This is a genomic window from Asaia sp. HumB, from assembly GCF_030263835.1.
In the GTDB taxonomy this organism is placed as follows: domain Bacteria; phylum Pseudomonadota; class Alphaproteobacteria; order Acetobacterales; family Acetobacteraceae; genus Asaia; species Asaia bogorensis.
Genome location: NZ_JARPML010000002.1, coordinates 1,550,077 through 1,576,541 on the forward strand (window position 1 = coordinate 1,550,077; position 26,465 = coordinate 1,576,541).

Sequence of the window (26,465 nt, forward strand, 5' to 3'; positions counted from 1 at the left end):
GAGCGTAACGATGCCCACCACGATCTCCGAGCTTTACATTGCTTTTGCGAGCAATCTGGCCAAGGCGCAGGAAGATGCGCAATCCCTGACCAGGCTTGGCGATGCGGCAGAGGTGGCCGATACGAAAGTGACCAGGCTGGGCCGCTCCGGTGCGTCGGTCGCGCGGCAGTTCGATGAAACGACGCGGGCCGAGGCCAAACTCGGCAGCGAAATCCGCCAGCGCACGGCCAATATCGAGGCGCTGCAGAAATCCCTGGCTGCCGGCGAGATCACCCAGGAGCAATATGCGGGGTCGCTGGCCGGTATCGCCAAATCGGCCGCAGCGCAGAAAGAGAAATTCGACGCGGCCACGGGTGCCAGCAGGCAACACGCTGTCGCCCTAGCCGAGGGCACGGCCGCCGCCAAACTGTCCAGCTATCAGCTCGGCATCCTGGCCGGTGAGGCGCATAAATTCGCTGACCAGGTGCTGGCCGGTGGCGGGGCCATGAAGGCCGCGTTTTACCAGGTGCCGAACATGGTCACGGTCATGGGCGGTTTCGGCAAGGCTACGCAGATCGTGACCGGCCTGCTTATGGGCCCAGCCGGTCTGGCGCTCGCAGCCGTTGCTGCCGGTGCGGCCATCTACAAGATGGGCAGCGCCGCCAACACCGAGGAATCGCACCTCGCAGCCCTCGGCCAGACCCTTCGCGCCACGCGCAGCGACTACGCGGCTATGGCGGGCGCTGCCGAGGACGCGGCACGGCGCGTCGCTGGCAAGAGCGGCTTGTCACTGACCGATAGCCGCGCCATCACCACCACCTTTGCCGCCATGCCGTCGACCAGTGGCAGCAGCCTCGATGCGCTGGCCACGACAGCGCGTAACCTCGCCACCGTGCTCGGCAAGGACGTGCCGGACGCCGCGAAAGACATGGCCGCAGCCTTCGATGATCCGGCAAAAGCCGCTGAGGATTTCGCGCAGAAAGGCCTGCTGGGTGTTCATGAAGGCCTGGTGCAGCACATACGTGATTTGCAGAATAGCGGCGGTCGTATGGGGGCCTGGTCCCTGCTCATGGGCCAGGCGCACGCAACGGCCACGCAGCTGGCAGAAGCCGAGGCACGACAGCAGGCCATTCTGACGGGGCAATTCAATCAGTCCGTTGCGGCCATAAACGAGCACACCCAGGCCGAGCAGGATATGCTGGCGGGCTATGATGCCTCGAAAGGCTCGCTGACACAGTACAAACAGGCGATGGAGGCCGCCGAGAAAGTGCGGGCCACCTCGATCGACGGCACGGCCGAACAGGCCCGCCAACTCGATATCCTGACGGGTGCCATGAAATCGGCCACGGCCTCGCAGGTCGATATGGCCAATGCGGGCAAGCTCTACGGGCAATCTCTGGATCTGGAAGTCATCAAGGCGCAGACGGCGGCGATCGGCCAGAACAGCGATGCCGTATCGGTACAGATTGCGGTGATGAAAGAGCGCAACCGCATTCTGGAGGCGGGCGGCGATATCAACTCGAAAACAAGCCAGGCCTATCTCGACAATGTGGCAGCCATCCAGATGGCAACCAACGCTTATCAGCATCAGAAATCGGCGCTCGACGATCTGACAGGGAGCCTGAGCAGCATGTTCGACACGCTGACGAACAGCGTCACGCAGGCCTTTGTGCAGAGCGGCAAGGGCGCGGTCGATTTCGGCTCGATCCTGTCCGGCCTGCAAACGCAGATTGTCGGGCTGGTGGCCAAGATGGCGCTGATCAACCCGGCCCTGAACGCGCTGGATGGCGGCTCACGCAACACGTTTACAAGCATCTCTGATGCGCTGGCCTCGGGTGGCTCGGTCGGCAACAAGGCGGCCAGTGTCTCGATTGCCGGGGCCGGTTCGCCCGCATCGAGTGTCGCGAGTTCGAGCAGCTGGCTTTCGGGCGCGATGGGCACGAAGCTGACCGGCACGGCCACGATCGGCAACACCCTGGCCGGTATCGGTGGCGGTTTTGGAATCGGCTCGGCGCTCGGCAATGTCGGCGGCGGGACATATGGCCTGCTCGGTTCGGGTGTCGGTGCTGTCATCGGGGCCGGGCTTGGTACCGCGTTCCCGGTAGTGGGCATGGTCATGGGCGGGGTTCTTGGCGGTGGCCTTGGCGGCCTACTGGGCGGTCTGTTTGGGCACAAGAAAAACCCTTACACGATCGACCAGGTGGTGATGGAGGGCGATCAGCTGAGCATGGGGCAAAGCTGGAACCAGAAGCAGACCGACACCATTACGGCGCAACTCAAGGCCGATATGGCCAGCGTCAACGCCACCATGAAAAGCCTCGGGCTGAAGGCTGAAAATCTCTATCTCGGGACGGTACGCGATGACCCGAACAACAAGGATCCGTCGCAACGTTCTGTCAGCCTGACCGATTTGCTGGGCAAGCTGCAACTGCGCAGCGATGACAGCGCCACATTCAGCCAGGCGCTGTCGCAGGGGATGCCCGCGAGTTTCGATAGCGTGGCCTCATTCCAAGGCGCAGTAACGCAGCTGAAGAGCATGGCCGACACGGTGGATGCGCTGGGCGTGGCGGTGTCGAAATTCAACAGTGACGGCACCGTGACTGTCTCGGGCTTTACCGAGGCCACGGGCGATCTGCGCACGGCGCTCGATCATATGCTCAACGGCAAGACACTCGCGACAAGCGATCTGCAAAGCCAGGTGGCCACCATCACCGAGTTTGTGTCCAACACCATGCCCAATCTCATGAAAGCCACGGTGAACGGGCAGCAAAGCTGGGTCGAGCAGATGGAGGCGCTCAAGAAAACCTATGAGGCCGCCGCAACACAGGCGAGCGGCTACGGGCTCGACGGTGACGCGCTGAATGACAAATTCGGCACGCTCTACGAGCAGGGCTATGCGAAGAACATGCAAAGCCTTGCCGAGAGTACCCAGGCCTTCCGGGTGCGGTATCTCACCGCAACCGGCGATGATCAGGGCGCGGCGCTCATGAGTTTCGATCTGTCTGCCACCCAACAGAAACGCCAGCTTGCCGAGAGCTGGCGCGATTTCCTGGGGGATGCCTACAGTTCGAACCAGACCTATCTGCAACAGGCATCGGATCTGGAAAGGACGCTGGGGGCCGAACGTCTGGCTATCCAGAAGGAGTATGCGGACAAGGCAGCGGATGCCGCAAAACAGGCCGCAGACGCCGCCGCAGCCCAGGCCAAACAGGACGCCGAGCGGGCGGCTGAACAGGCAAAGCAGCAACGCGATCAGGCGGAAGGCTCGGCGGCATCGGTCATCAGCAACCTGCTCGACTTTGCCAAGGGGCTGAACCTCTCGGGCTATTCACCGCTCTCGGCGGAAGCGCAATATCGTGCGGCGAATGACAACTTCACCAGTATCGCCGCGCAGGCCCAGCGTGGCGACTATGAGGCCCTGCAATCGCTGCGCAGCGCGTCCGAGACCTTTCTGGCGCAAAGCCAGAGCTACAATGGGTCGGGGCGTGATTTCGTCTCGGACTATACCCGCGTGCAGCAGCTGCTGCAGTCGATCGGGACCATCAAACCGAACACGATCACTGAATCGGCGCTCAAGGCCATGCTGGCGAGCAACAATCAGACCCTGGCGGAATTGCTGCAACGTCTGCTTGATACGGCAAACAAGCAGCTTGCCGAGCAGCGCCACCAGGCACAAGGCAGGGCAGCATGAGCGGCATTCTGTTCCATCTTGTCGAAATCGACATGGAGCGTGCGGTGGATGTCACCTTCGTCCGTGGTCTGGGTACAGCGGCGGCAGGCACGATCACGCAGCTGCCGTTCCGTATCAGCATCATCGACACCCTGCGCCTGTCAGATGCGGGATATGTCGATGAGGCGAGTCGGCCCTATCCGCCTTGGCTGACCGATGCCTTCGCGATTGATCGCAGGCTCGATCTGTCGCCAGCTTCACCTTCGGTGCGCGAAAGCTGGGGGGCGATTACCATCGCCAATCCAGACGGACGTTTCGACGCGCTAATTCGCGAGCGCGTGATCGACCGGATGCCGGTGCGTATCCAAGCCGGTTTCAAGTCGCGGGATTCAGTGCGTCAGATCGATCTCGACCCGGTGAGCGGCGCTCTCATGCCCATCTTCACTGGCCTGGGCAGTTCATGGCAACCTGACCGGCTCACCGTGCAGATTGCACTGCGCGAGGTATCCGGCTGGCTTGATGAGGTCATCATGCCGGTCGGCTCCTATGCCGGTTCGGGGCGCTTTGGCGGAGATGCCAACGTTAAGGGCCGCTCGATGCCGCGCCTGCGTGGCACGGCGCTCAATCTGACGCCGGTGCTGATCGATGCCGTCAATCTCGTTTACCAGATCAGCGACGGGCCGGGCTCTGTGGCGACGCTCTACGAGGGCGGGTTTGCCGGTGGCATCGCCTATGGCGGAGCCGTGGGCGATCTCTACAGGGCGGCGCCTGCGCCCGGCACCTGGCAGATGCAAAGCAGTTCGGGCGGGTTGTTCATCCGTCTCGGCGCGAAGCCCGTCTATGCGATCACGGTGGATGCCACAGGCGATTTTCCTTCGGGGGCAGCGCCGCGCACTCTGCTGCCGCTCCTCCGCCAGATGCTGATCGAGGATCTGACCATGCCCGCGCAATGGCTTGCAGGATCATGGGAGGATACGCGCCAGGCGGGCTGGTACTGGGACGGGAGCCAGACGGTCACGGGGCGGCAGATCGTCAATACCTGGCTCTCGGGGCTCGGCATCCGGCTCGTGCCCAGCCATGAGGGCACGCTCACGCCCCTGCGCCTGCAAATGCCCGGCGGCACGCCCTCGCGGGTGCTGACGGCAGACCAGGTCACGGCGCTGTCGGGAATTGCGCTCGATAGCGGGCTGTCGCCACCGCCTTTCCGGTGGCGCATCGGCTATGCGCATAATCAGACGGTGCAACAGGGCGGCAATGCGCTGCATCCGCGTATCACGGCCGAGCGGCAGAGTTATGTGCTGCAGGAGGACCGTGTCGCAGCCTGGTATCTGCCCACCATCAAGCTGCGCTATCGCCAGCCCGGCGATCTGCCGGTGATCCCGACCGCGCTGATCGATGAGGGCGATGCCCAGAACGCCGCCAACAGCCATGGCGATCTCTGGGGGGCCGAGCGTCATCTCTGGAGCCTGACCCTGCCGCGCTCTGTCGCGGGCGGCATCGATCTCGGCCAGGCGCTGCGGCTCGATCTGCCAGCGCCGGGTCTGCGCGGTGGCGTGACCGGGCTTGTGATTGGCGAGCAGATCCGCTCTGACGAGGCGAGCGTGACCTTGACCGTTCTGGTCTAGGTACTGAGGTAAGGGCTTCCTGACTCTCTCGTTTCCATGTGTGGCCGTTTGTCTCCGAGTATACTCATGAGACCGTGATGACGACGAAAGACCACTCTTCTCGCGGACTCTTCTACCGTGAGGGTCAGTGTCAGGGAGCGAATAACGCGGCGAGCGACGCAACATCCGATTTAATACCGCTGCAGGTTTGTTATCTGAACGATACGAATATTGTTTTTTTAAAAAAAACATCGTGTTAAAGTGGTGCAAATTTATTAGGGCTAACGCGGTCTGCATTCTTGTATACCTAAGAGTTTTGTGATGTTTGCAGATCGCTAACTACAATGTGATTATCTGCAAGTAGTAATCATCAAATATACATCTATCACAAAATCGTGATTACAAGTATATGGAAAAAACAAAATCATCAACTTATTTAACGTCCGATCGCGTCGACTCAGGTCGCGCTAAGGTCTTGGATATAGAGGAGTCGCAAGACTCTGCATACCGCGGTATATCTAAATATTAATCGAATTTTGTTCGATTATATATTTATATATGTTCCGTGATTACCCACCACAGAAGTGGGCGATATCTAAAACGCTTTTGGGTTCGATATTAAAACTTCGTGGGTGAACGTTATGACCGTAAACTGGAATGGAAAATCAGCCAACTACAATGTCGATGACGATGTATTCTACATAGATGCAAAGAACGCGCCGGTTGGAGCGTGGTATACGAGTCACACTTATAGTGTGAAGGCTTCTGGCGATAGTATTGTTCTATGGACTTACCTGCCTCAGAATGCGTATCAGGGAAACAGCTACAGATTCAACATCGATGCGCCGACCGGAGCGAATGTTACTTTTTATCTCGACAATAAGAGCGCGAGAGAAAAGCTTGTGAAATATATATACGTTCAAGTTACAAATAAAACCATAATTACAGTAGAACTCGGAATAACGAATGCAGGGACATTTACATATGAGATACCAGGAAACCCATTCAATCTGAATCCGAACGCTGTAACTCAAGTCACCATTCCCAAAGGGGGATCTCTGAACTTGAACGGTTTGGTATGCTATCTTCCAGGTACGCTAATCCGAACAGACGGCGGGGACATTCCAGTCGAACACCTGCAAGTCGGCTGTCTTGTCGAAGTTTGGGATCCAGTCAACTTGGAGAAAAAACTTGAGCCTATTACCTGGATTGGTAAGGGAACGGCTACCCCGGCCGATAGTGAACCGAGTGACATTACCCATCATCCGATAAGAATAACCAAAGACGCCATTGCCCCGAACGAGCCTTACCAGGACTTGCTCGTCACAGCTGATCATTGTCTTTTTATAGATGGATCATTCGTTTTAGCTCGTATGCTCGTCAACGGCGCAACGATTTCCTATGAAAATATAAAAGGCTCATATGAATATTATCATATCGAGACAGCTGATCATTCGATAATATGGGCAAATGGTACAAAAGCCGAGAGCTATCTGGATACAGGTAATCGACACGGCTTTAGAAAAAACGGCCATCTGGATCTCAGCGGGAGTAAAAAAGAAAAAAGCGAAAAGGACAGTACCCATTGCTTCCGGGTTGATGAGGGTTTCGTGCGCCCTATCTATGATCGCTTACTAGAGCGAGCGATCGCTTTGAATCATTTCCCGACTCCCAAGACTCATATCTTGAGTAAGGATCCCGGTATTTTTCTTGAGACTGATTTAGGACAGGAAATTTTTCCCATTCGGGTTCGTAATGGCCTAGCTACCTTTATGATACCCGGTAGCACCGCGAGCCTCTGGATACGATCCCGCGTCGCCAGACCATGCGACACTTTGGGACCGTTCGTCGATGATCGTCGTCAGCTTGGTGTGCTCATAGGCGAGATCAGCCTTTACACGAGTACGGGCGTTATTTTTCTAGATCAGCATCTGAAGGACGAGGAGGTGACCGGTTGGCGTGAGTTTGAAGGTGATGCTCAAACTCGATGGACGATGGGAAGAGCATTTCTCGATTTACAAGAGTCTCTTTCTCGCTTGCCAGACGAGCCCTGCCTTCTCGGGATAAAAATTATCGCAGGAGGTCCCTATTTGAGTTCAGAGGAAGAGCAGAAGAATACGTGCTTATCTGAAAATTTCAGTTTTTCCTGAATCGGAAAATCTTGTTTTGGGAACTCTGTAAGGCTGCAAATTCAAAATCATTGCTGATTGTTATCTGATCTAATCCGTAGCAGCGCGCAACCCTCGTACGATCATGCGAAGGAAGCGCGCTGCTACGATTATTCAATTCGAAACCGAAGACAGGCTATTCGGACGCTCGGGCAGTACGAGAGATAAAAGCGCTTTCTTGCTCCGGACGAGTGGAAAACACTTTTAATAAAAAAAATAACACAAAAAATATAGAATAGATACTTGCTCGAAAATTTCGGGTGAATCCGAAAAGATAGTCGTTATCCCACGATAATATATCAGAAAGGAACGGCCATGGCCGAGGCCTGGACCTGCGCGTTCGGCGCAGAGAACGCGCTCATGGAGGCGCGGCTGGAGGGCAATGCGCAGGTTGCTGAACTGCCCCTGATCAATCTGCAAAACGATCAGGGGGCGCCTTCGACCGCCTGGCGCGTGCCGGGAAAGGAAGCCTATCTCATCGCGCATCTGCCCCGGCCCATCCTGTGCCGGGGCTTTTCATTTCACCGCACCAATCTCACGGCGGGAGCGCGCTATTCCCTCATTGCCCGCAACGGGGCGGGCGTCGTTTACGCTTCGGGTGGCCAGCAGACGCAAACCGTCTCGGGCCAGTTTCTCGTTGTGTTTCCGAACGACCAGACAATCACGCAGCTCGATATCTCGATCAGCGATCAGGGTAATCCTGACGGCTTCCTGTCTTTCCCGCTCGCCTATCTCGGGCCGCTCTGGCAGCCCGAGCGCAATATGAGCTGGCAAGGCAATGAGAGTCAGCAGGCCACCATTGACGAGGCCACCAGCCTCTCGGGAGTGGAATATCCGACCCTGCGCTATCGCCAGCGCGCAATCGCGATCGATCACCAGTCCCTGGGCATCGCCGAGCTGCCGAAGATCCGCAGCATCGAGAACACGGCTGCGACGGGGCGGAATATCCTTTTCGTGCCCGATCTCTCTGCCCCCGATCGCAACAGCGCGATGATCTTCGGGCGCCTGACACCGGGTGACATCACCTGCCCGGCAGGCGCTGCCGATCGGCGGGCCACGACCATGACCGTCAAGGAGCGTCTCTGATGCCGAAATTCGCCCCGTTCGTGCTCGAGCGGTCCAACAACCCCGGCACAGGCCCCTTTGCCCTGAGCGGAGCGCCCCCTGGCCGACGCGGCTGGAGCGGCGTTTTTGAGGATGGCGAGGTTTACTACTTCGCCGATGACGGCACGAAGGCCGAATGGGGCATCGGTCGCTTGACGCACGGCCAGCCCGCCACGATTTCGCGCGATCAGGTGCTGGGCAACACGTTCGACCGGCAGGACAGGCTCAACTTCACAGGGCTGGTCTATGTCTATTCCGACATTCCCGTTGAAGCCATAACCCCGCCTGCCACGCAGGGGCGCGTATCGATCCCCGGTGCCGAACTGGACGATCAGCGCCGGGATTTTTTCAGCCAGGATATCCGGGCCAGCGGCATCACGCTGAAAGCGGAGTTTGCGGGCATAATCCAGCTCAAGGACTGGGGCGGCGTTATGACGACCGACTGGGGGTTCCTGCAGATCGTTTGCAGCCTGTACCGCCTAGGTTCTGATGGATCGGCCGCGCCTTACACGGCGGAGCAAAGGCGCCTGCGCGTCGACCGCAATGGACCTATGCCCATCATCGTCAACGCTATGGCCGTCAATCTCAATCAGGGTGAAACGGTCCGGGCGGTGATCACGATCGTGACGCTGAAGAAGAGTCGTCAGGATTTCACTTTCACGCCGGCCCTGTCCGATGCCGCCCTCACATGGCTTTCGGTCTGAACGAACAGGAGGATAACACCATGCGGATGCAGGAGTTCTGCCTGGGTGCGGCACTTGCCCTTTGGGCCTGTCTGCTTCTGGCGCTACCGCGGACGGATGTGACATGGCCTGGCATAGGGCAGCTTCTCGCCATTCTGCCCCGCGCCGATCATCCAACGCTGGTCTATGCCCTGCTTGCCTGGCTGACGGGCGGTGCGCAGATCGTGGGGGCGGTGTGCAATCATCCCGCCCTGCGTCGCGCCTCGGCGATCGCGGCTTTCACGGCCTGGGCATTCATCGCTTTCGGACTGATCGCCCCGAGCGCACTTGTGCCTGCGATCGCAGCCTATGGCGCACTTGCCCTGCTCCATATCCGGGCTGCGCTGGGGAGAATGGGCAATGCCTGAGAACCTTACCCCGCAGCCCTGGTGGGTCGCGGTGATCGGAGGGCTGCTTTTCACCATCCGCTGGCTGATTGGTTTCGGCGCATCAAGTTCGAAAGCCACGATTGCGTCGCAGCAGGAGGAGATCGATCGGCTGAATGCACGGGTGGATAATCTAGAGGCAAGGGAGAAGGTCAATCTCGAGTTGATCGAGGAATTGCGAGAGCAGAATGGGCTGCTGCGAGAGGCCCTCGCTAGAGGGACGCCAAAGGCAACTAGCTAGGCTGGGATTGGGAGAAAGTTGACTATCAGATTCAGGAAAGAAAAATCAAATAGCTGACATAAGTATACCAACGGCAGAAATAAGAAACTCAAGCCGCGCCAGATATGCCCTGGCCATATCTACAAAAAATATTTATCTTACAACTATAAAGTAGATTTAATTATTTCTTTTTGGGATGTATAAGTCGGAAGAAAGTGTTATCTTGATAAGACACTGTCGTGCCTGCAGAATTATTATAGAAAGTAGAATACCTCAAATTTCTTATTTCTAATGGGAATAATGGTTTTGGATAAAATTTTTAATCTTATAATAGAGATATTTCGTTGGCCAATTTTGACTATTAAATCTTTATTTTATTATTCAATGCGTGAATTGTATAAAGAAACTCCGAAAGATTTTTTTATTATGCGCATTTTATTGAAAAATGCCGTAGGATGGACGGCGATTATATTGATAATTAGGTATATAATGGGGATAGATGATGAATCAAGGTGGTCGATAAATGACATAAAGCCAATTTTACACGATAGAGAACTGTTATTAGTTTTTATAATAATCACAAATACACTTCCGTTGCTTATCGGTGGATGGTATCTGCTGGGATGGCGTCATCTACGAGCACGCGCCCTTAGGTTAGCGGCCTTACGCGATGCAACGCTTTTAGCGTGGTCAGCTTATATAAGCTCGATCTTGATTCCTCTACCATATCTCATGACATCGGCCACAAATCAGGGATCTATTTTTCTCAAACGGCTGACAGAATTATCAGTTCCAATTATTATTGTTGTATCTACGTATAGGGTTATTATTATAGTTTGCAAAAAATATGGTGGGAAATTAAATAGAGTAAGCTACTTATTTGTTATACTATTTTTTACTCTTGTCGTAAATTGCTTGATTAATTTATTTGCAAGTAAAATCTTTTGAGAAGATCATAATATTTTTTATTTTACAAACAAAAAAAGTTCTTGCCACTTATATTGGGCAATCAATTCCTACATGCCATCAGTCCGAGGGTGATATTTGTACACAAGACGATCCGTCCGCAAAACCCAGATAAAACCTACCATTAGGGAAAAAAGCCTTTGCTGACATCGGCAGCAGCGGTCAAGCAGCTTCGTCAGTTATGTCCGCTTCGCAGTAGCTTACTGAATGCCGGAAGCTACCGAAATGAGGCGGAAGTTGACGATTTATGCGTCCTCTCACCCAACAGCACGATCCCTACACAACCCTCTGATCACAACCATAATGGCTGCACGTTCGCAGGATGATCCAGCAGACGGTAGTCCACCATCGAGAGCCAACGTGGCAAGGCCGTGAACGGCGGCCCAGCAGGCAAGTGTCGCGGCCTCCAGGTTATCGGGCGCGACCTGCTGGACCCGTCGGACCATGACGCCATATGCATTGTCTTCAACAGGTGGTGGCCCGCCATCGTGCCCGGCGAACATCAGGCGAAAAAGCTTAGGCTGATTCCGGGCAAAAGCGACATAGGCCTCGCCCTGTGCAAGCAGGGCCTTTTGGGCATCCGGCTGTTGATCTGCCGCCAGTAATACTTCGCGAAGCATCTCGAAGCCATGCAGGGCTACAGCGGCCAGAAGAGCCTCCTTGTCTCGAAAATGTCGGTAGGGCGCCATAGCTGACACGCCTGCTTCGCGAGCTACGGCGCGCAGCCCCACTGCTTCTCCTCGCTCGAGAGACGCCAAAGCTGCGGCGAAAAGGCGTGTCCGCAGATCGCTGGAAACGGAATCATTCATGTTTACAATGTACACCAAACTCAATACGCTTACATTGTAAACTCCATGGAGCTGCATCATGCAAGCCGCAATCAACCGCCAATCCGTCGACCTTTCTGCGTATCCCGATCTCGTGATGATCATGCTCGGTTTTCGGATGCGGAGCTGGCGCAGCCTGCTTGCCATGCGACGGATCGGGCAGGGATTGGCGCAAATCGCTCGTGATCGCCCAGATGGCCTGCTTGCTGACGAGGGCCTGAGGTTCAGTTTGACGCATATCGGCTTTCGTCAATACTGGCGTGATATGGATGCGCTCGAGCGTTTTACGCGCAGCGAACCGCATGCTGACTGGTGGCGCCGTATACGAGAAATGACGGCGGGTGCGGGTTTTTGGCATGAAACCTATCACGCCCGTGGTGGTATCGAGGCCGTATACGTCGGGATGGATCAACCTGTTGGCTTGCAGCATTTCGCTCCTGAGAGAAGCCCGACGGGGCCTTTCGCGTCGGCTCGGTCGAGAATTCAGGGGGGCGCTGCAAACACGCCAACGCAGCACGCGCCTGAACCAGTGGAATGAATGCGCCCTGACATCCCTAATATAGACCTGAATATGTTCGGCTAACCGTAATAGCCGACGATACTTTTGCCCCAAATCCGACACCCAAGCCGCCCCAACCCGGGCGGCTTTTTTCGTTTTGGAGACATGATTGATGATCGCTTCATTGGAAATCGCTCTGGCGCTTCTGCGTCGGGACGATATCGAGGGGCTGCGTCTTGCGCCCTATCTCTGCCCGGCCGGGTATTGGACCATCGGGATTGGCAATCGCTTCCTCGGTGATGGCTCGCCCGTCACGGCTGTCACGAAACCCGTTACAGAAACCGAGGCGCTCGATCTCGCAGGCAAAATGCTGGCCGGGCTGCGCCAGACATTGCTCGAAGCGGTGCATGTTTCGCTGGCTCCGTGGCAGGAGGGGGCGCTTCTGTCGTGGCAGTTCAATGTGGGCAGTGCCGCCATGCGTAGCTCTACGCTTGTCTCGCTTCTGAACAGGGGCCTCTACGCGGCGGCGGGACAACAGCTTTTACGCTGGGACAAAGCCACGGTGAATGGCCGCCTTATCGTGCTGCCTGGCCTTCAGCGCCGCCGTCGTATCGAGCTTTCTGTTTATCAGGGCCGCCCTGTTGCGGGTGTTCCTTTCACGGTCTGACCGACCGTCTCTCTTCTTTCCTACAATTGAATATGAGGACACACTGCCATGACACTGGATTGGCAAAGCCTTTACGCGTCCATTCTCCCATTCATTCCGGCCGAGATCTCGGCCGATATGACATTGGTTGGGACGTTTCTCGTCTCGCTTTGCGCGGTAATCGCCCGATTCTGGCCTCGCCCTGCTACAGGATCGAGATGGTTGATTGTCTATCGCCTGGTAAACTGCATCGGGATGAACGGAAGACACGCCGCGAATGCAGATGACAGCCGGAGAGGTTCTTAAGCCTTGCTGCGTTCAGTTCGCGGGAGAGGACGCATGATCTGTTTCAAGCCCCAATATGGTCAGCCGGCGTATCGCTTCCGATCTTGACGGAAGATCAGGCTGTAAACGCCGCCATTCGTCCACCGAAGATATAAAACTCTTCGAGGCGACAAGCTGGATACGCTGATCTTGCTTCTCATCATTCATATTCGAGCGATAGCGTAAAACTTCATATGCGCAAAGTGTGTAAGATATATTGCGTAGCTGAGTAAGGTGTGTAAGTTGAGTGTTCGGACCTGAGGATTGCAGCCTCAGGCCCGAACTAACCTCCAGCAGGGATCACCCCCCATGCCACAGGCTGATGCCTCTTCTAGCACGTCTCGACGTGCCGTTCTCTCTCAACTTGCTGCTGTGCCACTTGTCGGCTCAATCGCCGCCTTCATTCCAGCCGCGCAGGCAATAGGCGAGGCCGATGCCACGCTACTGGGGCATATCGCTCGCGCTATCGAAACGCATCGGGTCATGAATGACCGAACGCATAAGTCTTCCGACGAGGAATACCTCGCTCTCTTGGACGAGTTTGACAGTCAGCTGGATGATCTGGCCGAGATCCGGGCCGTCACGCCCACGGGGCTCGGGGCCAAAGCATGCCTCATCCAGCTGTACCTCCCCTCCTATTTCCATGCGTTCGAGGTGGACGAGCGCAGCCCGGAAATCCGTCTCCTCTTCAGTTTCATCCAAGACGCCACCTTCTTCGCACAAAGGAATGCCGTATGAATGAGATGCTTATCCCCCTCAGCTTCGAGGGCGGGAAAATCCGCGTGCTAACGATCGACGCCGAGCCATTTTTTGTCGGCAAGGACGTGGCCGAGCGGCTCGGCTATGCTGACCCTGCCGGTGCGATAGCCAAACACTGCAAGGGGTCGCCAAAACGGCACCCCCTTTCTACACCGGGAGGGATACAGGATGTCCGCGTTCTGTCAGAGCCCGACGTGTTGCGGCTGATCGTGCGTAGCAAGCGCCCCGAGGCCGAACGGTTCGAGCGCTGGGTGTTCGAGGAAGTCCTGCCCGCCATACGCAAGACCGGCGGCTACATGACGGCCACCCCGGAGGAAACACCCGAGGCCCTCGCTGCCCGCGCTCTGGCCGTGTTGCAGGCCACAGTGGCCCGGCAGAAAGCGGCCCTGGCAGAAACCTTGCCCAAGGCGGAGGTGTATGACCGGCTGGTGAATGCCGAGGGCAGTCTGTGCATCACCGCCGCCGCCAAGAACCTCCATACGCGCCCCAAGGCCCTGTTCGACTGGCTGGCGCATAATGGCTGGATCTACCGTCGCCCCGGCGCCGATCACTGGCTGGGCTATCAGGCCCACACCTCCAACGGCGATCTGGACCACAAGATCACCACCGTTACCCGTCCCGACGGCTCGGAAAAGGTGACAGAGCAGGTGCGCATCACCGCGAAGGGCCTCGCCAGACTGGAAAAGCTCATGCCCGAGCGGCTGCATAGCGTGGCGTGAGGGGTGTGGCCCGCGCCAATCAGTATTCGCCGGCCGTTGACGCCATCGGGGCAGGTTCAGGACGAGGCTGGTTGTCGAGCCACCAGGCGCCATAGCGCGTGTACTGGTCTGGTGGCTCGATCGACAGGCGGAGCTGATCTGCCGCGCTGCGCGGCCAGAACGGATCACGCAGCATGGCGCGCCCGATCAGCACGAGATCGGCCCTGTTATTGCCGATAATATCGGCGGCGAGATCGCCGGTCTCGATCAGTCCGACGGCGCCGGTCATAATGCCCAACTCAGTTTTGAGTCTTGTTGCCGCAGGTACCTGATAGCCCGGGAAACTGGGTACTTTAACAGGGGCAATGCCCCCCGATGAGCAGTCAATCAGATCGACGCCCTGATCTTTCATCCAGCGGCCATAAATCAGGAAATCATCGCTGGTATTGCCGCCATCAGCATAATCGGTGGCTGAAATACGCACGAAAAGCGGGCCGCTCCAGTCACGGCGAATTTCGTCAATAATCAGACGTACGATGCGATAACGATTTTCATGGCTACCACCCCAGGCATCGTCTCGCTTGTTTGCCAGGGGTGAAAGAAACTCATTGAGCAGATAGCCATGCGCCGTATGAAGCTCGATAACGTCAAACCCCGCCTGCCCCGCCCTTTTGGCCGCTACACCGAATGCCTGGATCACAGCTTGGATTTCGGCCTCAGTCAGGGCATGGGGAACCCGGGCGTCTGTCGCAAAGGGTATAGCAGATGGTGCTATGGCGCTTTGATCGACGAAGCCGAGCATGCGGCCGGCATGGCCTATTTGCGCGCCGGCCTTTGCTCCCATTTTATGCACCACATCGACCAGGCGCGTGAGCCCAGAGAGATGGTCGTCACTCCAAATGCCGAGATCACCGGGGCCAATCATTCCGTTTTCCATGACGGCCAGCGTCTCGGGAAAAATCAGCCCGGCGCCTCCAAGCGCGCGCGCACCGTAATGCACAAGGTGAAAGTCACTCACGAAGCCGCCTGGTGCAGCCGAATGCATGCACATGGGTGACATCGCAATCCGGTTTCGTAGCGTCACATTGCGAATGGTGAGTGGATCGAAAAGCGTCATTGTCTTGCCTCTTCTCAGTCACGGGACAGGTTTCAAGTTCCCTTGCATCTGAGGTAGGATGTGATGCCAAAATCGAAAATACTGTAAAGTTTTCAATACAGTATACATTTTTATAGTGTTGGAGTCCTATGAAGAAGCTCAAGCGTTGGGAGAAAACACCGGGATGTTCTCTGGAAGCGACGCTCGATGTGATTGGAGGAAAGTGGAAGGGCGTTTTTCTCTATCACCTGCTTGATGGGACAATGCGTTTCAACGCGTTGAGCAGGCTGGCCAAAGGTGCATCACCGAGACTGGTCGTGAAACAGCTACGCGAACTTGAGTGTGATGGCCTGGTTATCCGGACCGTATATCCGGTCATTCCGCCGAGGGTTGAATATTCACTTACCGTTGAGGGCGAAACTCTGCGTCCGTTGCTGACGGCTCTGAGCGCCTGGGGGGATGCTTGGTTAGAGAAGCGCCCAGCGCTTCGGCCGCGCATCGTGGGCGCTTCGGATGTCGAAAAGTGATCTTATCATATCGAATTCGTCGTACAAAACGCCGCTAACCCCTTGATTTGAAGCCACGGTTCGGAGTGGTTTCACAAGGTCAAGTTATTGTCATCACTACAAAAACGCATTCCCGCCCGGAAAACACCAACCTGCAGTCGCTTGCGGGCAAGGCAAAATTTGAGGTCGGCTTTATCGAGTAGCCATGGCGATGCGAAAGATCCTCGATCTGGGGGTCTTTCTCCATCTTGGTATATGGGCCGGTTATAGAACCGTGGCAACTACCCGGATAGAAAGCCGGATAAGTCATCGCAAGTCTCAGGTTTTATCGTAATTATATCAATGGCATGTTGGAAAAACGAACAGGTTTTGTAAACCGAAGGTCGGGGGTTCAAATCCCTCACCCGGCACCATGATACTGCGGAAAAATAAACGCCGGGTGAGACGCATCTCATTGGCGGCTGGGATGGGCAATTTCCCGCTGTTTCCGGGCCAGTTGCAGACAATGGCCCACCATCCTCCGTCTGAAGCGTAAAACGTCCATACCCGCATCAATGCCCATAGCTGACGATGATCAGCGCTGGATAAGTTTTGGTGATCAACGGCCCCGTTCTTCGGGTCGCATTGTGTGGGCATAGAAAAAAGGGCTTTCTGGCGGAAGACTGATAACGATTTTCGGATCACGCAGATAGTGATCCAGGCCCACCTTATCCTACTCAAGTGCGGGGGCGCGCTGCCGGTGCCGATTGCAAGGCTATGGCAGGTCGGCAGTCAGAATGAAGAAAAACAGAAACGCCCTATGTGAGTAGGGCAACACGGATGACATCTCACAGGATGCACCTCGCGCCTTTTCAGTGCAGCATCGGCAACTCAGCCAGGGCCGGTTTGGCGTAGATATAGCCTTGTTGAAGCGAAATACCGAGATCCGACAGGACTTTGGCTTCCTCAGGGGTTTCGACACCCTCGCAGATTGGCGTGACGTTGAGCCCTTCCAGCATGGCGATGGTATGGCGCATCATGACCTGCTTGACCGGGGTGGTATCGATGGAACGTGACAGGCCCATATCGAGCTTCACGTAGTCCGGCTGGAAGCGCGAAAGCAGGCTCAATCCGGCATAGCCAGCACCAAAATCGTCAATGGCTGTCTTGAAGCCCATGCGATCATAGGTCTGGAGAATGTGCAGAAGATGCTCTGTATCCAGCGTTTCGTTCTCGCAGAACTCGAACAGGATGCGATCGGTTGGAAAACTGACGCGCTCCGCCGCTTCAAGCGTCGCGCCGATACAGGTCGTCGGATCATAGACAGCATTGGGCAGGAAGTTGATGGAGAGGAGCGCACCCTGCTCAACCAGTCCGAGTTCTGAAGCGAGAGTGATGGCCGTCACCCGGCATGTCTGGTCGAAGGCATAGCGGTTTTCAGGCGTGACGCGTGAGAGGATTTCCTGCGCACTGGCGCCATTCTTTCCACGAACCAATGCCTCATAAGCGAAGATCTGCCGTGTTGAGAGATCGACGATTGGCTGGAAAGCCATGGTGATAGGGACATCAAAGCCCGTGCCGTCGCTGCAGCCAACGCATGCCTTGCGTTTTCCACCACCCCAGAATGATGCCATCATCGCGCTACCCTCCCGCATCGACTTCGCGCCATCCCGAACGCAAGTGATGCTCACAAGTTGGTGAATCTGAATCAGGGAGAGCGATTATTTTTGTTACAGCAGACGAGAGGGGGATGGGCTCGTCATTGCAGCTGATAGGCCAGGCAACGTGTGATCACGGTGAAAAATATAAGATGGATAATTCCTTTGCTTGGATTGTATAAGATCAAGTTTTTTCAATAAACGTCCTTGATGATAGAATTCTTATAAATATAGTTTTCGTATGTACGAAAATGCAGTTTGTATGGATGCGGGATTGAAGGTGTTCGACCGGGATCCTCCGGTCGAAACCCGCTTTGACGCCCTTTATATCCCCCGTATCCCGGGGCATTACGATGCCGAATTCGGACTTTATGATCCCTACGGACGTTTGATCCAGACCGCTGGTCCGCGCCGTGGCTGGCCCAATGCCAGTTTGGGGCAAAGTCAGAGCTGCTGTGTCAGCCCCTCATCGGCCTTCCCCACCGCACCCGACCTGCTCTATTTTTATGGCGGCAATATCACCGATCATTTTGGTCATTTCCTCACTGAAACCCTGCCGCGTTACTGGGTTGGGCGGCAGAGCTACCAAGGGTTGAGGATCTTGGTCCATGCCGAAAGATCTCTTGATGAGCTCTTTTCTTTTACGTGGATAAGGGAGCTTTTCGACCTCCTCGGTTTGTGCCGCGATGATTTTGTCGTGTTCGACCGGCCCACGCGCCTGACTGCGGTCATCGTTGCCGGTTCGGCTTTTGAAGAAAATCATTTTGCCCATCATGCGCTGGCGCGGTTCTGCAATGACCTTGGGGAACGCTATGGCAAGAAGATGACGGACTCGGCTCCGCTCTACCTCACACGCTCGGGGTTCCAGAGCCAGATGCGTATCATCCTGGGCGAAGATGAGGTTGCGACCCGGCTTCACCATGCAGGCTTTATGGTGATCTCACCGGAGGCCTTGTCGATCAGGCAGCAGATCGGGCTGTTCTCATCCCATCGTCCGACAGCAGGATTTGTCGGGTCGGCTTTTCACAACAGCATTTTCTGCGCTCGACCCATCGGAGTTGCCCTGTGCTGCGATGGGCTGGTGTCTTCCAACTACGTGCTCATGGACAAGGTCAATCGTGCCAGGATGGCCTATGCCCAGACCCCCGGTATCAGGACGGAAAAATTCGTCATTGGAGAGCCTGCAATCTACCGCCTCACCGATCCCCCAAGGGTCGCGCGCCATTTCTGCGATCTGGTGCAGCAAGGTGCATGGGCTCAGATAAAAGATGAGGATCCCCCGATCAGGGTTGACCGCATGCCTGATCGCGTCTTGCGTACGGCTCATGACACCTGCCTTCAGATTGACCGGCAGACAGGGTTGCTGCGGCATGGATCCGGCGGCGGAGCGCGTATCGAGAAGGTGCTCGTCAGTCTGGACGATCACGGCTGGGCAGCCCTGACGACGTCGACGGGGGATTGTCTGTCAGTGGAACAGAACACGCAGCAGGGTGCGGTTGTCTTCTTTCGCTACCAGCGCATTGCACATGACAGGGTCGCCCTGAAAATTCATGCCACCGGGCGCTTCCTGTGCGCCTTGCCCGATGGGCGTGTCTGCTGCGATCGTCTTGTGCCAGACGGATGGGAGCAATTCACGCTGTTTGTGCCCTGATCCCATTCGGGCCGGTACCTGGTCACGCAGTCAGTTCAAAAGGTAAAAGGCGCAGGCCGAAACCGTGATTGTGACGGGCAGGGTCAGCAGCCATGCCAGGGCGATTTTCGCGAGCATACGCATATTGATGCCCGATCCGGCGGCAACCATCGTACCTGCTACACCTGACGTGATGATATGTGTGGTTGAAACCGGCAATCCGGTATAGCCCGCTGAGGCAATGAGGCCAGCGCCGACAAGTTCCGAGGCAGCCCCCTGTGCGGGGGTCAGATGCTGCTTGCCTATGCCCTCTCCCAGCGTCTTGACGATGCGGCGGTACCCCACCATCGTGCCGACACCAAGACACAGGGCGCTGAGCACACGGACCCAGTAGGGTGCATATTCGACAGTCGGGCGAAGCGCCTTGGCAAGCCGGGTGCTCGTCTGTTTCTCCTGCGACGAGGAGGCCGGATTGGCACTCACATCCCGCAGTCCCGAGAGAATTTCATAGACGTCGCCGCGGATCTGGGCCGGTGTTGCGGGTGTGGTAACCATCTTCAGGCGGTCGATGGAGGCCAGTGCGTCCGGCTTGAAGCTGTAGCGGTCATATTGGGCGATCAGGGGCCTTGCCTCCTGCGCCATCTGGGCCAGAGCCGCGCGATCGGTCGGGTGATCCGGGTTCATGGCGTAACTGGCGGGCATCAGGCCGATGATTGTCAGCATGATAAGCCCGATGCTCTTTTGTCCATCGTTGCTGCCATGCGAGAAGCTGACGGAAGTGCAGGTCAGGATCAGCAGTGCCCGGACAATCGGGTTTGGGCTCTCATCGGGTTTTGGGGGAGTGAAAAGGGCTGGCATCCGCACAGCGAAGCGAATGAGCAGATAGAGCAGTCCGGCCAGAAAGAAACCAAGCAGAGGCGAGATGGCAAGCGCACGCAGGACCTTCCAGATCTGCCCCCAATCCACGCTATGACCCAGATCACGCGCATGCAGAAATGAATCCCCGATGGCGATGCCGATCAGCGCCCCGATCGTGCAATGCGAGGATGAGTTTGGAATCCCGAACCACCAGGTGCAGAGATTCCAGGCCAGTGCCGTGCCGAAAAGCGCCACCAGCATCGGCACCGCCGGGTTACCATTGGGGGGTGTCAGCACATCGGGCGGGAGCAGTTCGACCAGCGCATACGCCACGGCAATGCCGCCCAGCAGCACACCCAGCAGGTTCATGAGCCCCGACCAGATGACAGCCACACGGGGCTTGAGCGAGTTGGTGTAGATCACCGTTGCAACCGCGTTGGCCGTATCATGAAAGCCATTGGCAAATTCGAAGAGACAGACAAGCAGGAAGCAGATCGCGAGCATGATCAGCGATCCCGTGGAGGAAGGAGCAAAGTGAAGCATCGATCAGGAAGCCCTTGCAGCAGGATGCTCCCAATCTCTGTCAGCGTTGACGTTTATGAAAGACTTTGACGCAGGGTTTCTCTGAAACTTCATGATTGCAGGGGAGAGGGAAGCGATCTCGCCAGAGTTCGAGCCTGTTCTCCACCAGGGGGCGCAGCCGCAAAGGAGCTCTTGCTTCTGCCTGCGCCCGTTCCGGGTCATGTCTCTCCCGCCAGCGGGGGGATATTATGCGAAGGTTTCTCTTGTTCGGTTGGCCGTCTGAACCTGTTTTGCGGCTTTCAAGGGAGTGAAACAGCTTTTGGTGACCGATATCCGGGCGCCGTCTCACAAGGTCACCACGAGCTTGCGCGCAGAGACACCACGGCGCTGTTGTTCCATGGCTTCTGGAACATGGCCAAGACCATGTCCGACAACATGGGCGGGCGGCATGGCTCTATAAGCATCCTGTGCGAGCGCTTTGGGCAGGTAAGTCTCGTAAATCATCGGCCCGACGTCGTTGTGGATAAGAGAGCCGGCCCAGATCATCCTGGTGGCGGCCCCAAGGCGGTAGGATCGTAGCGTCAGGGCAAGATTGCCCATGATCATTCTGGCGACGGAAGGCACCAGTTTGCGCCATCGTCCCTTTCCAGCCGGAACACTGTCGAACGATGTAGGTGGTGTGGCCTGAGCCACGAAGCGACGACCTGTGCTCTGGGCGAGGATATCCATACAGGCCTTCGCCGATCCCTGGCCGATTGCGATGGCACCGGTCATCTTTCGCCCACGCAACGCCCCGATTATCGCGCGTTTGACGTCAGGGCTGTTATAATCGAACGCCTCGCTTGCGCCGAGCGACCGGACATAGCCGAAATTATGAGGGCTGCATGTGGTGATGACCTCATAACCCGAAGCACGGGCAAGCTGTATGGCGTTGCTGCCTACGCTGGTTGAACCACCCCAGACGAGCAGGGTCTCTCCGGTCGGGACCGGGTTGATCTGCGGTGCAGCGAGGTCAAGGAAGTCCTTCTGGTACATGCCACATGCTGCTGTGGACAGCCCCAGAGGAAGGACGGCCGCCTGTTCATAGGAGAGGTGCGCCGGTATGGGCGCGGTCATATGCGCGAGCAGCAGCACTTTTTCCTGAAAAGCCCCTTCAGCAGACCGGTTGCGGCTTTTTTCAAGCCCTGCGGCATGCCCGACTACGCGATCTCCCGGGGCGAAGCGCGTCACGCCTGCGCCAATAGCGAGAACCTCGCCAGCCACATCGGTACCCGGCACAGCGGGGTAGGTCAGATAGGACGTTATCACGTCGCCCATCGTCTGGATGTAGCGATCGAACGGATTAACCGCGACCGCATGGGCGCGAATGACGATCTCGCCCGGGCCCGGCGCAACAGCGGTCGCAGGACCCACAATCAGCCCACGACGTTTTGCGGGCAGCCACAGGGCAGCATGTTCAACCATGAGGTGCGTCCTTTCTGATAGCGCTGACCATGATCTAGGCGTAGTCAATATGGACCCTCCATGCTCGATGGTCGGTATTTTCGTCGCGATCGTCTGAGACTGATGGACCCTCTTTCCGATATCCTCACGCTGATGCGCCCGGGTGGCTATGGCTTTCGTGGTCTGGCAGCCGGGGGCGACTGGGCGCTGTCCTTCCCGGCAGCAGAGGGGCTGCGCTGCTTTGCAATCGAGGCGGGAAGCTGCTGGTTCCGCTTCGCGGGAGATGCAGCGCCTGTGTGTCTGCAAGAGGGTGATCTCGTGCTGATGGCTGCAAGGCGGGAGGTTTTTCTCTTTTCGTCTGCGGCGGTTGATCCTGTCGATGCCATAGCCTTCCTGACGACCGTGCCACCGGGCGCACTGGCGACACTCAACGGGGGCGAGGCCTGTCGGGGTATCGGTGGATTTTTCGGGTTCGAGGGGGTGGCGCTTGATAGCCTGCTCGACGCCGTGCCACCGCTTTTGCATATCCATGCTGATGCCACCAAGGCTGTGCTTCGCGATGGTATTAGGCGCCTTATGCGCGAACTTGGGACACCGCGTCCGGGTGGTGCGCTTCTTGCCAGTCATCTGGCTCAGGCGCTTCTGGTGGAAGCCTTGCGCGCTCATCTGGAGGAGGGCCCGGCGCAACAGGGGTGGCTCGCAGCGTTGGCTGTTCCGGCCATGAGCCGAGCGCTTGGCGCCATGCATGCAGATGTCGCCCGGCGCTGGACCGTGCGCGAACTCGCCGGTGTGGCGGGCATGTCCCGAGCAAGCTTTAGCGCGCATTTCCAGTGCGTCACGGGTGAAACGCCCATCGCTTATCTGACCCGCTGGCGCATGATGCTTGCAGCGGATCGAATCCGGCATTCGCCCCTCACACTGGGCGAGGTGGCTCTTTCGGTTGGCTATGAATCTGAGAGCGCATTTGGCGCGGCGTTCAAGCGGGCAATGGGCCAATCGCCCCGCGCCTATGGTCAGGATTCGGGGACGGGACGCCCGAAAGAAAGCCGATGACTGTCTGAAGATGAAAAAGGCGCTTCCGGCTCTGCATGGGAACGTGGATGGCTCACCTTAAACCGATCAGGAGCGGGTCACATGGCCAAGGAAAAGACACTACCTCGGGCCTTGAGGGCACGGTTGGGCCCATGAACTGCCGGGGGGCATGGTGGCCCCCCGGTGGAAAATTCAGCGTCCGAGTTTGCGCAGCTTCTCGCCGCTCATCAGGCGCTTTTCAATCACTTCAAGCGACATACCCTTCGTCTCGGGCACAAAGGCGAAGGTAAGCACGATGAACGAGGCATTCAGTCCGGCGAACAGCCAGAACGTGCCGGAGGTTCCGAACGTGTTCATGAGCGTCAGGAAGCTCGCACCCACCACCATGTTGGTAATCCAGTTGGTGAGCGTCGAAAGCGAGATACCCAGATTGCGTCCCTGCATCGGCTGGATTTCGGAGCAGAGCACCCACATGAGCGGACCTGCTGACATCGCAAAACCCGTGCAGAACAGCAGCAGCAGGAAAATGGCGATGAATTTCGATGTTTCACCGGACATGTCGGTGTTGAGCAGCACGGCAAGCGCAGCCATACCCAGCGCCATGACGGAAAAGCCAATATAGAGAATGGGCTTGCGGCCCCATTTATCGACGAGACCAACTGCGATGAACGTCGCGAGCATGTTCACCAGACCGATAATGGCCGTGCACCACATCTGCGAGGTCGCATCGAATCCGGCGCTCGAGAGGATCTTCGGCGCGTAATACATGATGATATTGATGCCGGCGAGCTGCTGCATGGCCTGCAGCATGATGCCGAGTGCGATCGAGCGACGAAAATTCGAGTTCGTCTTGAGCAGTTCAAAGCCGTGCTGCTTGATTTCAAGCTGCTCGCGAATGGCCTTGATTTCCTTCGCGGCCTCAAGCGGGTCCTCACGCAAGGAGAGCAGCACTTCCCGCGCTTCCTTGTGGCGTCCCTGCATGATCAGCCAGCGCGGGCTGTAGGGCAGGAAAAGCACACCGATCAGGAAGAGACCAGCCGGGATGGCAGCCACACCGAACATCCAGCGCCAGTTGCCGCTATAGGAGAAATAGGTGTTGGACAGGAAGGCGAGGAAAATACCGACTGTCACCATCAGCTGGTAGGTCGATACCATTGCACCGCGTGTTGCCTCACTGGCGATTTCCGACAGGTAGAGCGGTGCGGTGAAGGCTGAGATACCGACAGCCAGCCCCATGACCACGCGAAAGGTGATCATGGAGGGAATGGACCAGCTCAGCGCACAACCGATGGAGCCGATGACAAAAATCGACGCACCCGCGATGAGTGAGCGCTTGCGGCCGAGCGCGTGAGACATCCAGCCCGCGGCAAGCGCGCCTACGGCAGCACCCGCCATCATGGAACTTACCACCCATTCCTGGGCAAAGGTTGAGGCATTGAACTGCTTGGCGAAGAAATCGAGCGCACCGGCAACCACGCCGATATCGAGACCTGACATCAAACCCGCAAGCGCGGCGAGTACCCCGATTACGATGATCTTGAACTTGGTTGCATCGAAAACCGACGCCAGCACGCCATCTGAGTTTCCGGCATCTGTATCTATCGCCATCTTTAGGTCTTATCCTTTACCGGCGGCACGCAGTGTGCCGACTTCTCGTCCATTCCAGTTTCTCATGACCTGATGCGACAATCCGGCGAGCACCTCGCGGTCTTGGTCAGACCAGTGCGCGTCCCTCAGGTCGAGCAGAAGGGCGGCAAGCGCCACTTCGGCTGCCCGGTTTGCCCCGTCATCGGTCTTGATCGCAATTCCCAGCCCCAGCTCGGGCAGAGACGCGACCATGACCCCTTCTGCACCCATCTTGCAGAAGATTCGGTTACCGAAATGCGTCATCAATGTCGTATCGAAACGTCCGCTCCCTGCCACCATGAAGGGATTGGACGCGACTGCTGAACGCAGGCGTGACGCTGCCGACGCATTGCTTTGTGAAAAATTTTTGCCTGTGCCAAATCGGGCGAAACCCGTGGCCAGAGCCGCCAGAGGAATGGCGTAGGTTGGCATGGAACACCCATCCAGCCCGCGGTTTTCGTCATCATGCGGGGTCGAGGTCGCTATAACGAGCGCCTCGGTTACCTGACGCTGCGCCGCGTGGGACGGATCGATATACCCCTTCGGATCGAGCGACTGGTCAATGGCGAGGCAGATCAGCCCGGCATGTTTGCCAGAGCAGTTGTTGTGCAGCGCGTTTGGCACGCCGCCCGAGGCCGCAAGTGCCTGAGCTGCCTTGTCATAGGTGGGCCAGTGCGCCCCACATTCCAGACAGGTCAGACCCTGACCCGCCTTGCCGAGCATGGCAGCCGCCGTCTCGGCATGGCGGGGCTCGCCATTATGCGAGGCACAGGCCAGAGCAAGCTCGGCGTCAGTCAGGCCAAGACGATCGGCCGCGCCTGTGGCGACAAGCGGCAGGGCCAGCAGAGCCTTGACCGTCGAGCGTGGAAAGACGGGTTTGTCGATGGCACCCAGACCATGAACGACGCGACCGGCATCGTCCATGACAGCAATGCGCCCGAGGTGGCGTGATTCAACGCGGCCGCCGCGTGTGACTTCGGCGATAGCGATATCGTCCATGACGGTTTCCTTGAAAGCTGGAAGGGCCCGGGCTCAGCCGAGCGGTATCTGTCTCGACAGCAGATAGCAGGATGCGCCCAGACGCGCACTCATGTCGGGGTCATTTTCGAGCCATGGCGCAACATGGGCATGGCGCACCCGCAGAAGAACGGGCTGCACCCCATCTCCTGTTTGCGCGTGGTCGATCAGCAACGCCAGCACGGCGGGGCGGGCGCATAGCAGGAGGGGGTAGCGCGCATCGAGGGGAAGCCCGTCCCGAAGCAATGCCTCGCCAGCTTCAGCGCTCGTCAGGCAGTAAAGCCAGCCATCGTCTTTTTCACGGTCGGAAAAGGCCCTTGTCGTGACCAGCAGAAGGGGAGCCTCCTCGGGGTCGAGACGGGTACGTCTGACGGGCGGTACATAATCGAAAAGGTCGGGCTGGGTGCTGTCAGGTGACACCAGGCCGGGTGGCGTCCTGCGTGTGTGGCGAGCGGCAGGGCGCGAGCGGCTTTCGCCATCGGTAAAGGGGAGCTTTCCCGAGGAGGCCATCAGAAGCGGCTTTGAC

General features: G+C 57.3%; 23 protein-coding genes. 15 read left to right on the forward strand and 8 right to left on the reverse strand.

From position 1 onward, the window contains the following. Window positions 1-10 precede the first annotated feature (10 nt). From P5689_RS08100 to P5689_RS08135, 8 genes are all read left to right on the forward strand, one after another. Window positions 11-3,670, forward strand: coding sequence for a phage tail length tape measure family protein (locus P5689_RS08100; RefSeq protein ID WP_285532738.1), 3,660 nt, complete (start codon window positions 11-13; stop codon window positions 3,668-3,670). After that, window positions 3,667-5,274, forward strand: coding sequence for a hypothetical protein (locus P5689_RS08105; protein WP_285532739.1), 1,608 nt, complete (start codon window positions 3,667-3,669; stop codon window positions 5,272-5,274). Before P5689_RS08100 ends, P5689_RS08105 begins: the two co-directional genes overlap by 4 nt. Window positions 5,275-5,894: 620 nt before the next feature. Then, window positions 5,895-7,403, forward strand: coding sequence for a Hint domain-containing protein (locus tag P5689_RS08110; protein ID WP_285532740.1), 1,509 nt, complete (start codon window positions 5,895-5,897; stop codon window positions 7,401-7,403). Window positions 7,404-7,736: 333 nt separating this feature from the next. After that, the gene (locus P5689_RS08115) at window positions 7,737-8,507 is read left to right on the forward strand and encodes a hypothetical protein (RefSeq protein ID WP_285532741.1); all 771 of its coding nucleotides are present in this window, start codon (window positions 7,737-7,739) and stop codon (window positions 8,505-8,507) included. Further along, a complete protein-coding gene (locus P5689_RS08120) occupies window positions 8,507-9,229 on the forward strand; it encodes a hypothetical protein (RefSeq protein ID WP_285532742.1) in 723 nt (240 codons plus the stop codon). The genes P5689_RS08115 and P5689_RS08120 overlap by 1 nt, the downstream gene beginning before the upstream one ends. After that, a complete protein-coding gene (locus P5689_RS08125; protein ID WP_285532743.1) occupies window positions 9,214-9,615 on the forward strand; it encodes a hypothetical protein in 402 nt (133 codons plus the stop codon). Before P5689_RS08120 ends, P5689_RS08125 begins: the two co-directional genes overlap by 16 nt. Beyond that, the gene (locus P5689_RS08130) at window positions 9,608-9,874 is read left to right on the forward strand and encodes a hypothetical protein (protein ID WP_285532744.1); all 267 of its coding nucleotides are present in this window, start codon (window positions 9,608-9,610) and stop codon (window positions 9,872-9,874) included. The genes P5689_RS08125 and P5689_RS08130 overlap by 8 nt, the downstream gene beginning before the upstream one ends. Window positions 9,875-10,153: 279 nt before the next feature. Beyond that, complete coding sequence (locus tag P5689_RS08135; protein WP_285532745.1) at window positions 10,154-10,801, forward strand: hypothetical protein; 648 nt, start codon at window positions 10,154-10,156, stop codon at window positions 10,799-10,801. Window positions 10,802-11,076: 275 nt separating this feature from the next. Here P5689_RS08135 and P5689_RS08140 read toward each other — a convergent pair whose 3' ends face one another. Then, complete coding sequence (locus tag P5689_RS08140) at window positions 11,077-11,628, reverse strand: TetR/AcrR family transcriptional regulator (RefSeq protein ID WP_285532747.1); 552 nt, start codon at window positions 11,626-11,628, stop codon at window positions 11,077-11,079. 163 nt (window positions 11,629-11,791) lie between these two features. On the opposite strand from P5689_RS08140, the gene P5689_RS15550 reads away from it, so the two are divergent. The 4 genes from P5689_RS15550 (at window position 11,792) to P5689_RS08160 (ending at window position 14,593) form a co-directional block, all read left to right on the forward strand. Continuing rightward, complete coding sequence (locus P5689_RS15550) at window positions 11,792-12,184, forward strand: phenylacetaldoxime dehydratase family protein (RefSeq protein ID WP_352230630.1); 393 nt, start codon at window positions 11,792-11,794, stop codon at window positions 12,182-12,184. Window positions 12,185-12,317: 133 nt separating this feature from the next. Beyond that, window positions 12,318-12,812: a lysozyme gene (locus tag P5689_RS08150; protein WP_285532749.1), complete on the forward strand. Its 495-nt coding sequence runs from the start codon at window positions 12,318-12,320 to the stop codon at window positions 12,810-12,812. Window positions 12,813-13,424: 612 nt separating this feature from the next. Beyond that, the gene (locus P5689_RS08155) at window positions 13,425-13,853 is read left to right on the forward strand and encodes a hypothetical protein (RefSeq protein WP_285532750.1); all 429 of its coding nucleotides are present in this window, start codon (window positions 13,425-13,427) and stop codon (window positions 13,851-13,853) included. After that, a complete protein-coding gene (locus tag P5689_RS08160) occupies window positions 13,850-14,593 on the forward strand; it encodes a phage antirepressor (protein ID WP_285532751.1) in 744 nt (247 codons plus the stop codon). Before P5689_RS08155 ends, P5689_RS08160 begins: the two co-directional genes overlap by 4 nt. Window positions 14,594-14,612: 19 nt before the next feature. Here P5689_RS08160 and namA read toward each other — a convergent pair whose 3' ends face one another. Next, a complete protein-coding gene (gene namA, locus P5689_RS08165) occupies window positions 14,613-15,689 on the reverse strand; it encodes an NADPH dehydrogenase NamA (RefSeq protein WP_285532752.1) in 1,077 nt (358 codons plus the stop codon). A 128-nt stretch (window positions 15,690-15,817) separates the two neighbouring features. Here namA and P5689_RS08170 point away from each other — a divergent pair, with 128 nt between their 5' ends. Further along, the gene (locus P5689_RS08170) at window positions 15,818-16,195 is read left to right on the forward strand and encodes a helix-turn-helix domain-containing protein (protein WP_285532753.1); all 378 of its coding nucleotides are present in this window, start codon (window positions 15,818-15,820) and stop codon (window positions 16,193-16,195) included. Between the two features lie 830 nt (window positions 16,196-17,025). Here P5689_RS08170 and P5689_RS08175 read toward each other — a convergent pair. After that, on the reverse strand, window positions 17,026-17,790 hold the full coding sequence (locus tag P5689_RS08175) for an EAL domain-containing protein (RefSeq protein WP_023978215.1): 765 nt from the start codon (window positions 17,788-17,790) through the stop codon (window positions 17,026-17,028). Window positions 17,791-18,073: 283 nt separating this feature from the next. Between P5689_RS08175 and P5689_RS08180 the strand changes: the two genes are divergently transcribed. Next, window positions 18,074-19,462, forward strand: coding sequence for a glycosyltransferase 61 family protein (locus tag P5689_RS08180; protein WP_285532754.1), 1,389 nt, complete (start codon window positions 18,074-18,076; stop codon window positions 19,460-19,462). 30 nt (window positions 19,463-19,492) lie between these two features. On the opposite strand, the gene P5689_RS08185 is transcribed toward P5689_RS08180, so the two are convergent. Both P5689_RS08185 and P5689_RS08190 read right to left on the reverse strand, forming a co-directional pair. Continuing rightward, window positions 19,493-20,842 carry an inorganic phosphate transporter gene (locus P5689_RS08185; protein WP_285532755.1) on the reverse strand — a complete coding sequence of 450 codons (1,350 nt, stop codon included), beginning with the start codon at window positions 20,840-20,842 and terminating at the stop codon, window positions 19,493-19,495. Window positions 20,843-21,166: 324 nt separating this feature from the next. Continuing rightward, window positions 21,167-22,285, reverse strand: a complete 1,119-nt coding sequence (locus P5689_RS08190; RefSeq protein ID WP_285532757.1) for a zinc-binding alcohol dehydrogenase family protein — start codon at window positions 22,283-22,285, stop codon at window positions 21,167-21,169. A gap of 60 nt (window positions 22,286-22,345) precedes the next feature. Here P5689_RS08190 and P5689_RS08195 point away from each other — a divergent pair, with 60 nt between their 5' ends. Next, the gene (locus P5689_RS08195) at window positions 22,346-23,317 is read left to right on the forward strand and encodes an AraC family transcriptional regulator (protein ID WP_285532758.1); all 972 of its coding nucleotides are present in this window, start codon (window positions 22,346-22,348) and stop codon (window positions 23,315-23,317) included. A gap of 171 nt (window positions 23,318-23,488) precedes the next feature. Here P5689_RS08195 and P5689_RS08200 read toward each other — a convergent pair whose 3' ends face one another. Genes P5689_RS08200 through P5689_RS08210 form a run of 3 tightly spaced genes read right to left on the reverse strand, consistent with a single transcriptional unit; the run spans window position 23,489 to window position 26,449 of the window. Then, a complete protein-coding gene (locus P5689_RS08200; RefSeq protein WP_285532759.1) occupies window positions 23,489-24,904 on the reverse strand; it encodes a sugar porter family MFS transporter in 1,416 nt (471 codons plus the stop codon). Between the two features lie 9 nt (window positions 24,905-24,913). Continuing rightward, complete coding sequence (locus tag P5689_RS08205; RefSeq protein WP_285532760.1) at window positions 24,914-25,921, reverse strand: asparaginase; 1,008 nt, start codon at window positions 25,919-25,921, stop codon at window positions 24,914-24,916. Between the two features lie 33 nt (window positions 25,922-25,954). Next, window positions 25,955-26,449: a hypothetical protein gene (locus tag P5689_RS08210; protein ID WP_285532761.1), complete on the reverse strand. Its 495-nt coding sequence runs from the start codon at window positions 26,447-26,449 to the stop codon at window positions 25,955-25,957. Window positions 26,450-26,465: the final 16 nt, after the last annotated feature.

What these genes read in the sequence shown, in the direction of transcription:
- P5689_RS08100 (WP_285532738.1), top strand. Translation starts at nt 11, where the DNA reads ATGCCCACCACGATCTCCGAGCTTTACATTGCTTTTGCGAGCAATCTG.
- P5689_RS08105 (WP_285532739.1), top strand. Translation starts at nt 3,667, where the DNA reads ATGAGCGGCATTCTGTTCCATCTTGTCGAAATCGACATGGAGCGTGCG.
- P5689_RS08110 (WP_285532740.1), top strand. Translation starts at nt 5,895, where the DNA reads ATGACCGTAAACTGGAATGGAAAATCAGCCAACTACAATGTCGATGAC.
- P5689_RS08115 (WP_285532741.1), top strand. Translation starts at nt 7,737, where the DNA reads ATGGCCGAGGCCTGGACCTGCGCGTTCGGCGCAGAGAACGCGCTCATG.
- P5689_RS08120 (WP_285532742.1), top strand. Translation starts at nt 8,507, where the DNA reads ATGCCGAAATTCGCCCCGTTCGTGCTCGAGCGGTCCAACAACCCCGGC.
- P5689_RS08125 (WP_285532743.1), top strand. Translation starts at nt 9,214, where the DNA reads ATGGCTTTCGGTCTGAACGAACAGGAGGATAACACCATGCGGATGCAG.
- P5689_RS08130 (WP_285532744.1), top strand. Translation starts at nt 9,608, where the DNA reads ATGCCTGAGAACCTTACCCCGCAGCCCTGGTGGGTCGCGGTGATCGGA.
- P5689_RS08135 (WP_285532745.1), top strand. Translation starts at nt 10,154, where the DNA reads ATGGTTTTGGATAAAATTTTTAATCTTATAATAGAGATATTTCGTTGG.
- P5689_RS08140 (WP_285532747.1), bottom strand. Translation starts at nt 11,628, where the DNA reads ATGAATGATTCCGTTTCCAGCGATCTGCGGACACGCCTTTTCGCCGCA.
- P5689_RS15550 (WP_352230630.1), top strand. Translation starts at nt 11,792, where the DNA reads ATGCGACGGATCGGGCAGGGATTGGCGCAAATCGCTCGTGATCGCCCA.
- P5689_RS08150 (WP_285532749.1), top strand. Translation starts at nt 12,318, where the DNA reads ATGATCGCTTCATTGGAAATCGCTCTGGCGCTTCTGCGTCGGGACGAT.
- P5689_RS08155 (WP_285532750.1), top strand. Translation starts at nt 13,425, where the DNA reads ATGCCACAGGCTGATGCCTCTTCTAGCACGTCTCGACGTGCCGTTCTC.
- P5689_RS08160 (WP_285532751.1), top strand. Translation starts at nt 13,850, where the DNA reads ATGAATGAGATGCTTATCCCCCTCAGCTTCGAGGGCGGGAAAATCCGC.
- namA (WP_285532752.1), bottom strand. Translation starts at nt 15,689, where the DNA reads ATGACGCTTTTCGATCCACTCACCATTCGCAATGTGACGCTACGAAAC.
- P5689_RS08170 (WP_285532753.1), top strand. Translation starts at nt 15,818, where the DNA reads ATGAAGAAGCTCAAGCGTTGGGAGAAAACACCGGGATGTTCTCTGGAA.
- P5689_RS08175 (WP_023978215.1), bottom strand. Translation starts at nt 17,790, where the DNA reads ATGATGGCATCATTCTGGGGTGGTGGAAAACGCAAGGCATGCGTTGGC.
- P5689_RS08180 (WP_285532754.1), top strand. Translation starts at nt 18,074, where the DNA reads ATGGATGCGGGATTGAAGGTGTTCGACCGGGATCCTCCGGTCGAAACC.
- P5689_RS08185 (WP_285532755.1), bottom strand. Translation starts at nt 20,842, where the DNA reads ATGCTTCACTTTGCTCCTTCCTCCACGGGATCGCTGATCATGCTCGCG.
- P5689_RS08190 (WP_285532757.1), bottom strand. Translation starts at nt 22,285, where the DNA reads ATGGTTGAACATGCTGCCCTGTGGCTGCCCGCAAAACGTCGTGGGCTG.
- P5689_RS08195 (WP_285532758.1), top strand. Translation starts at nt 22,346, where the DNA reads ATGCTCGATGGTCGGTATTTTCGTCGCGATCGTCTGAGACTGATGGAC.
- P5689_RS08200 (WP_285532759.1), bottom strand. Translation starts at nt 24,904, where the DNA reads ATGGCGATAGATACAGATGCCGGAAACTCAGATGGCGTGCTGGCGTCG.
- P5689_RS08205 (WP_285532760.1), bottom strand. Translation starts at nt 25,921, where the DNA reads ATGGACGATATCGCTATCGCCGAAGTCACACGCGGCGGCCGCGTTGAA.
- P5689_RS08210 (WP_285532761.1), bottom strand. Translation starts at nt 26,449, where the DNA reads ATGGCCTCCTCGGGAAAGCTCCCCTTTACCGATGGCGAAAGCCGCTCG.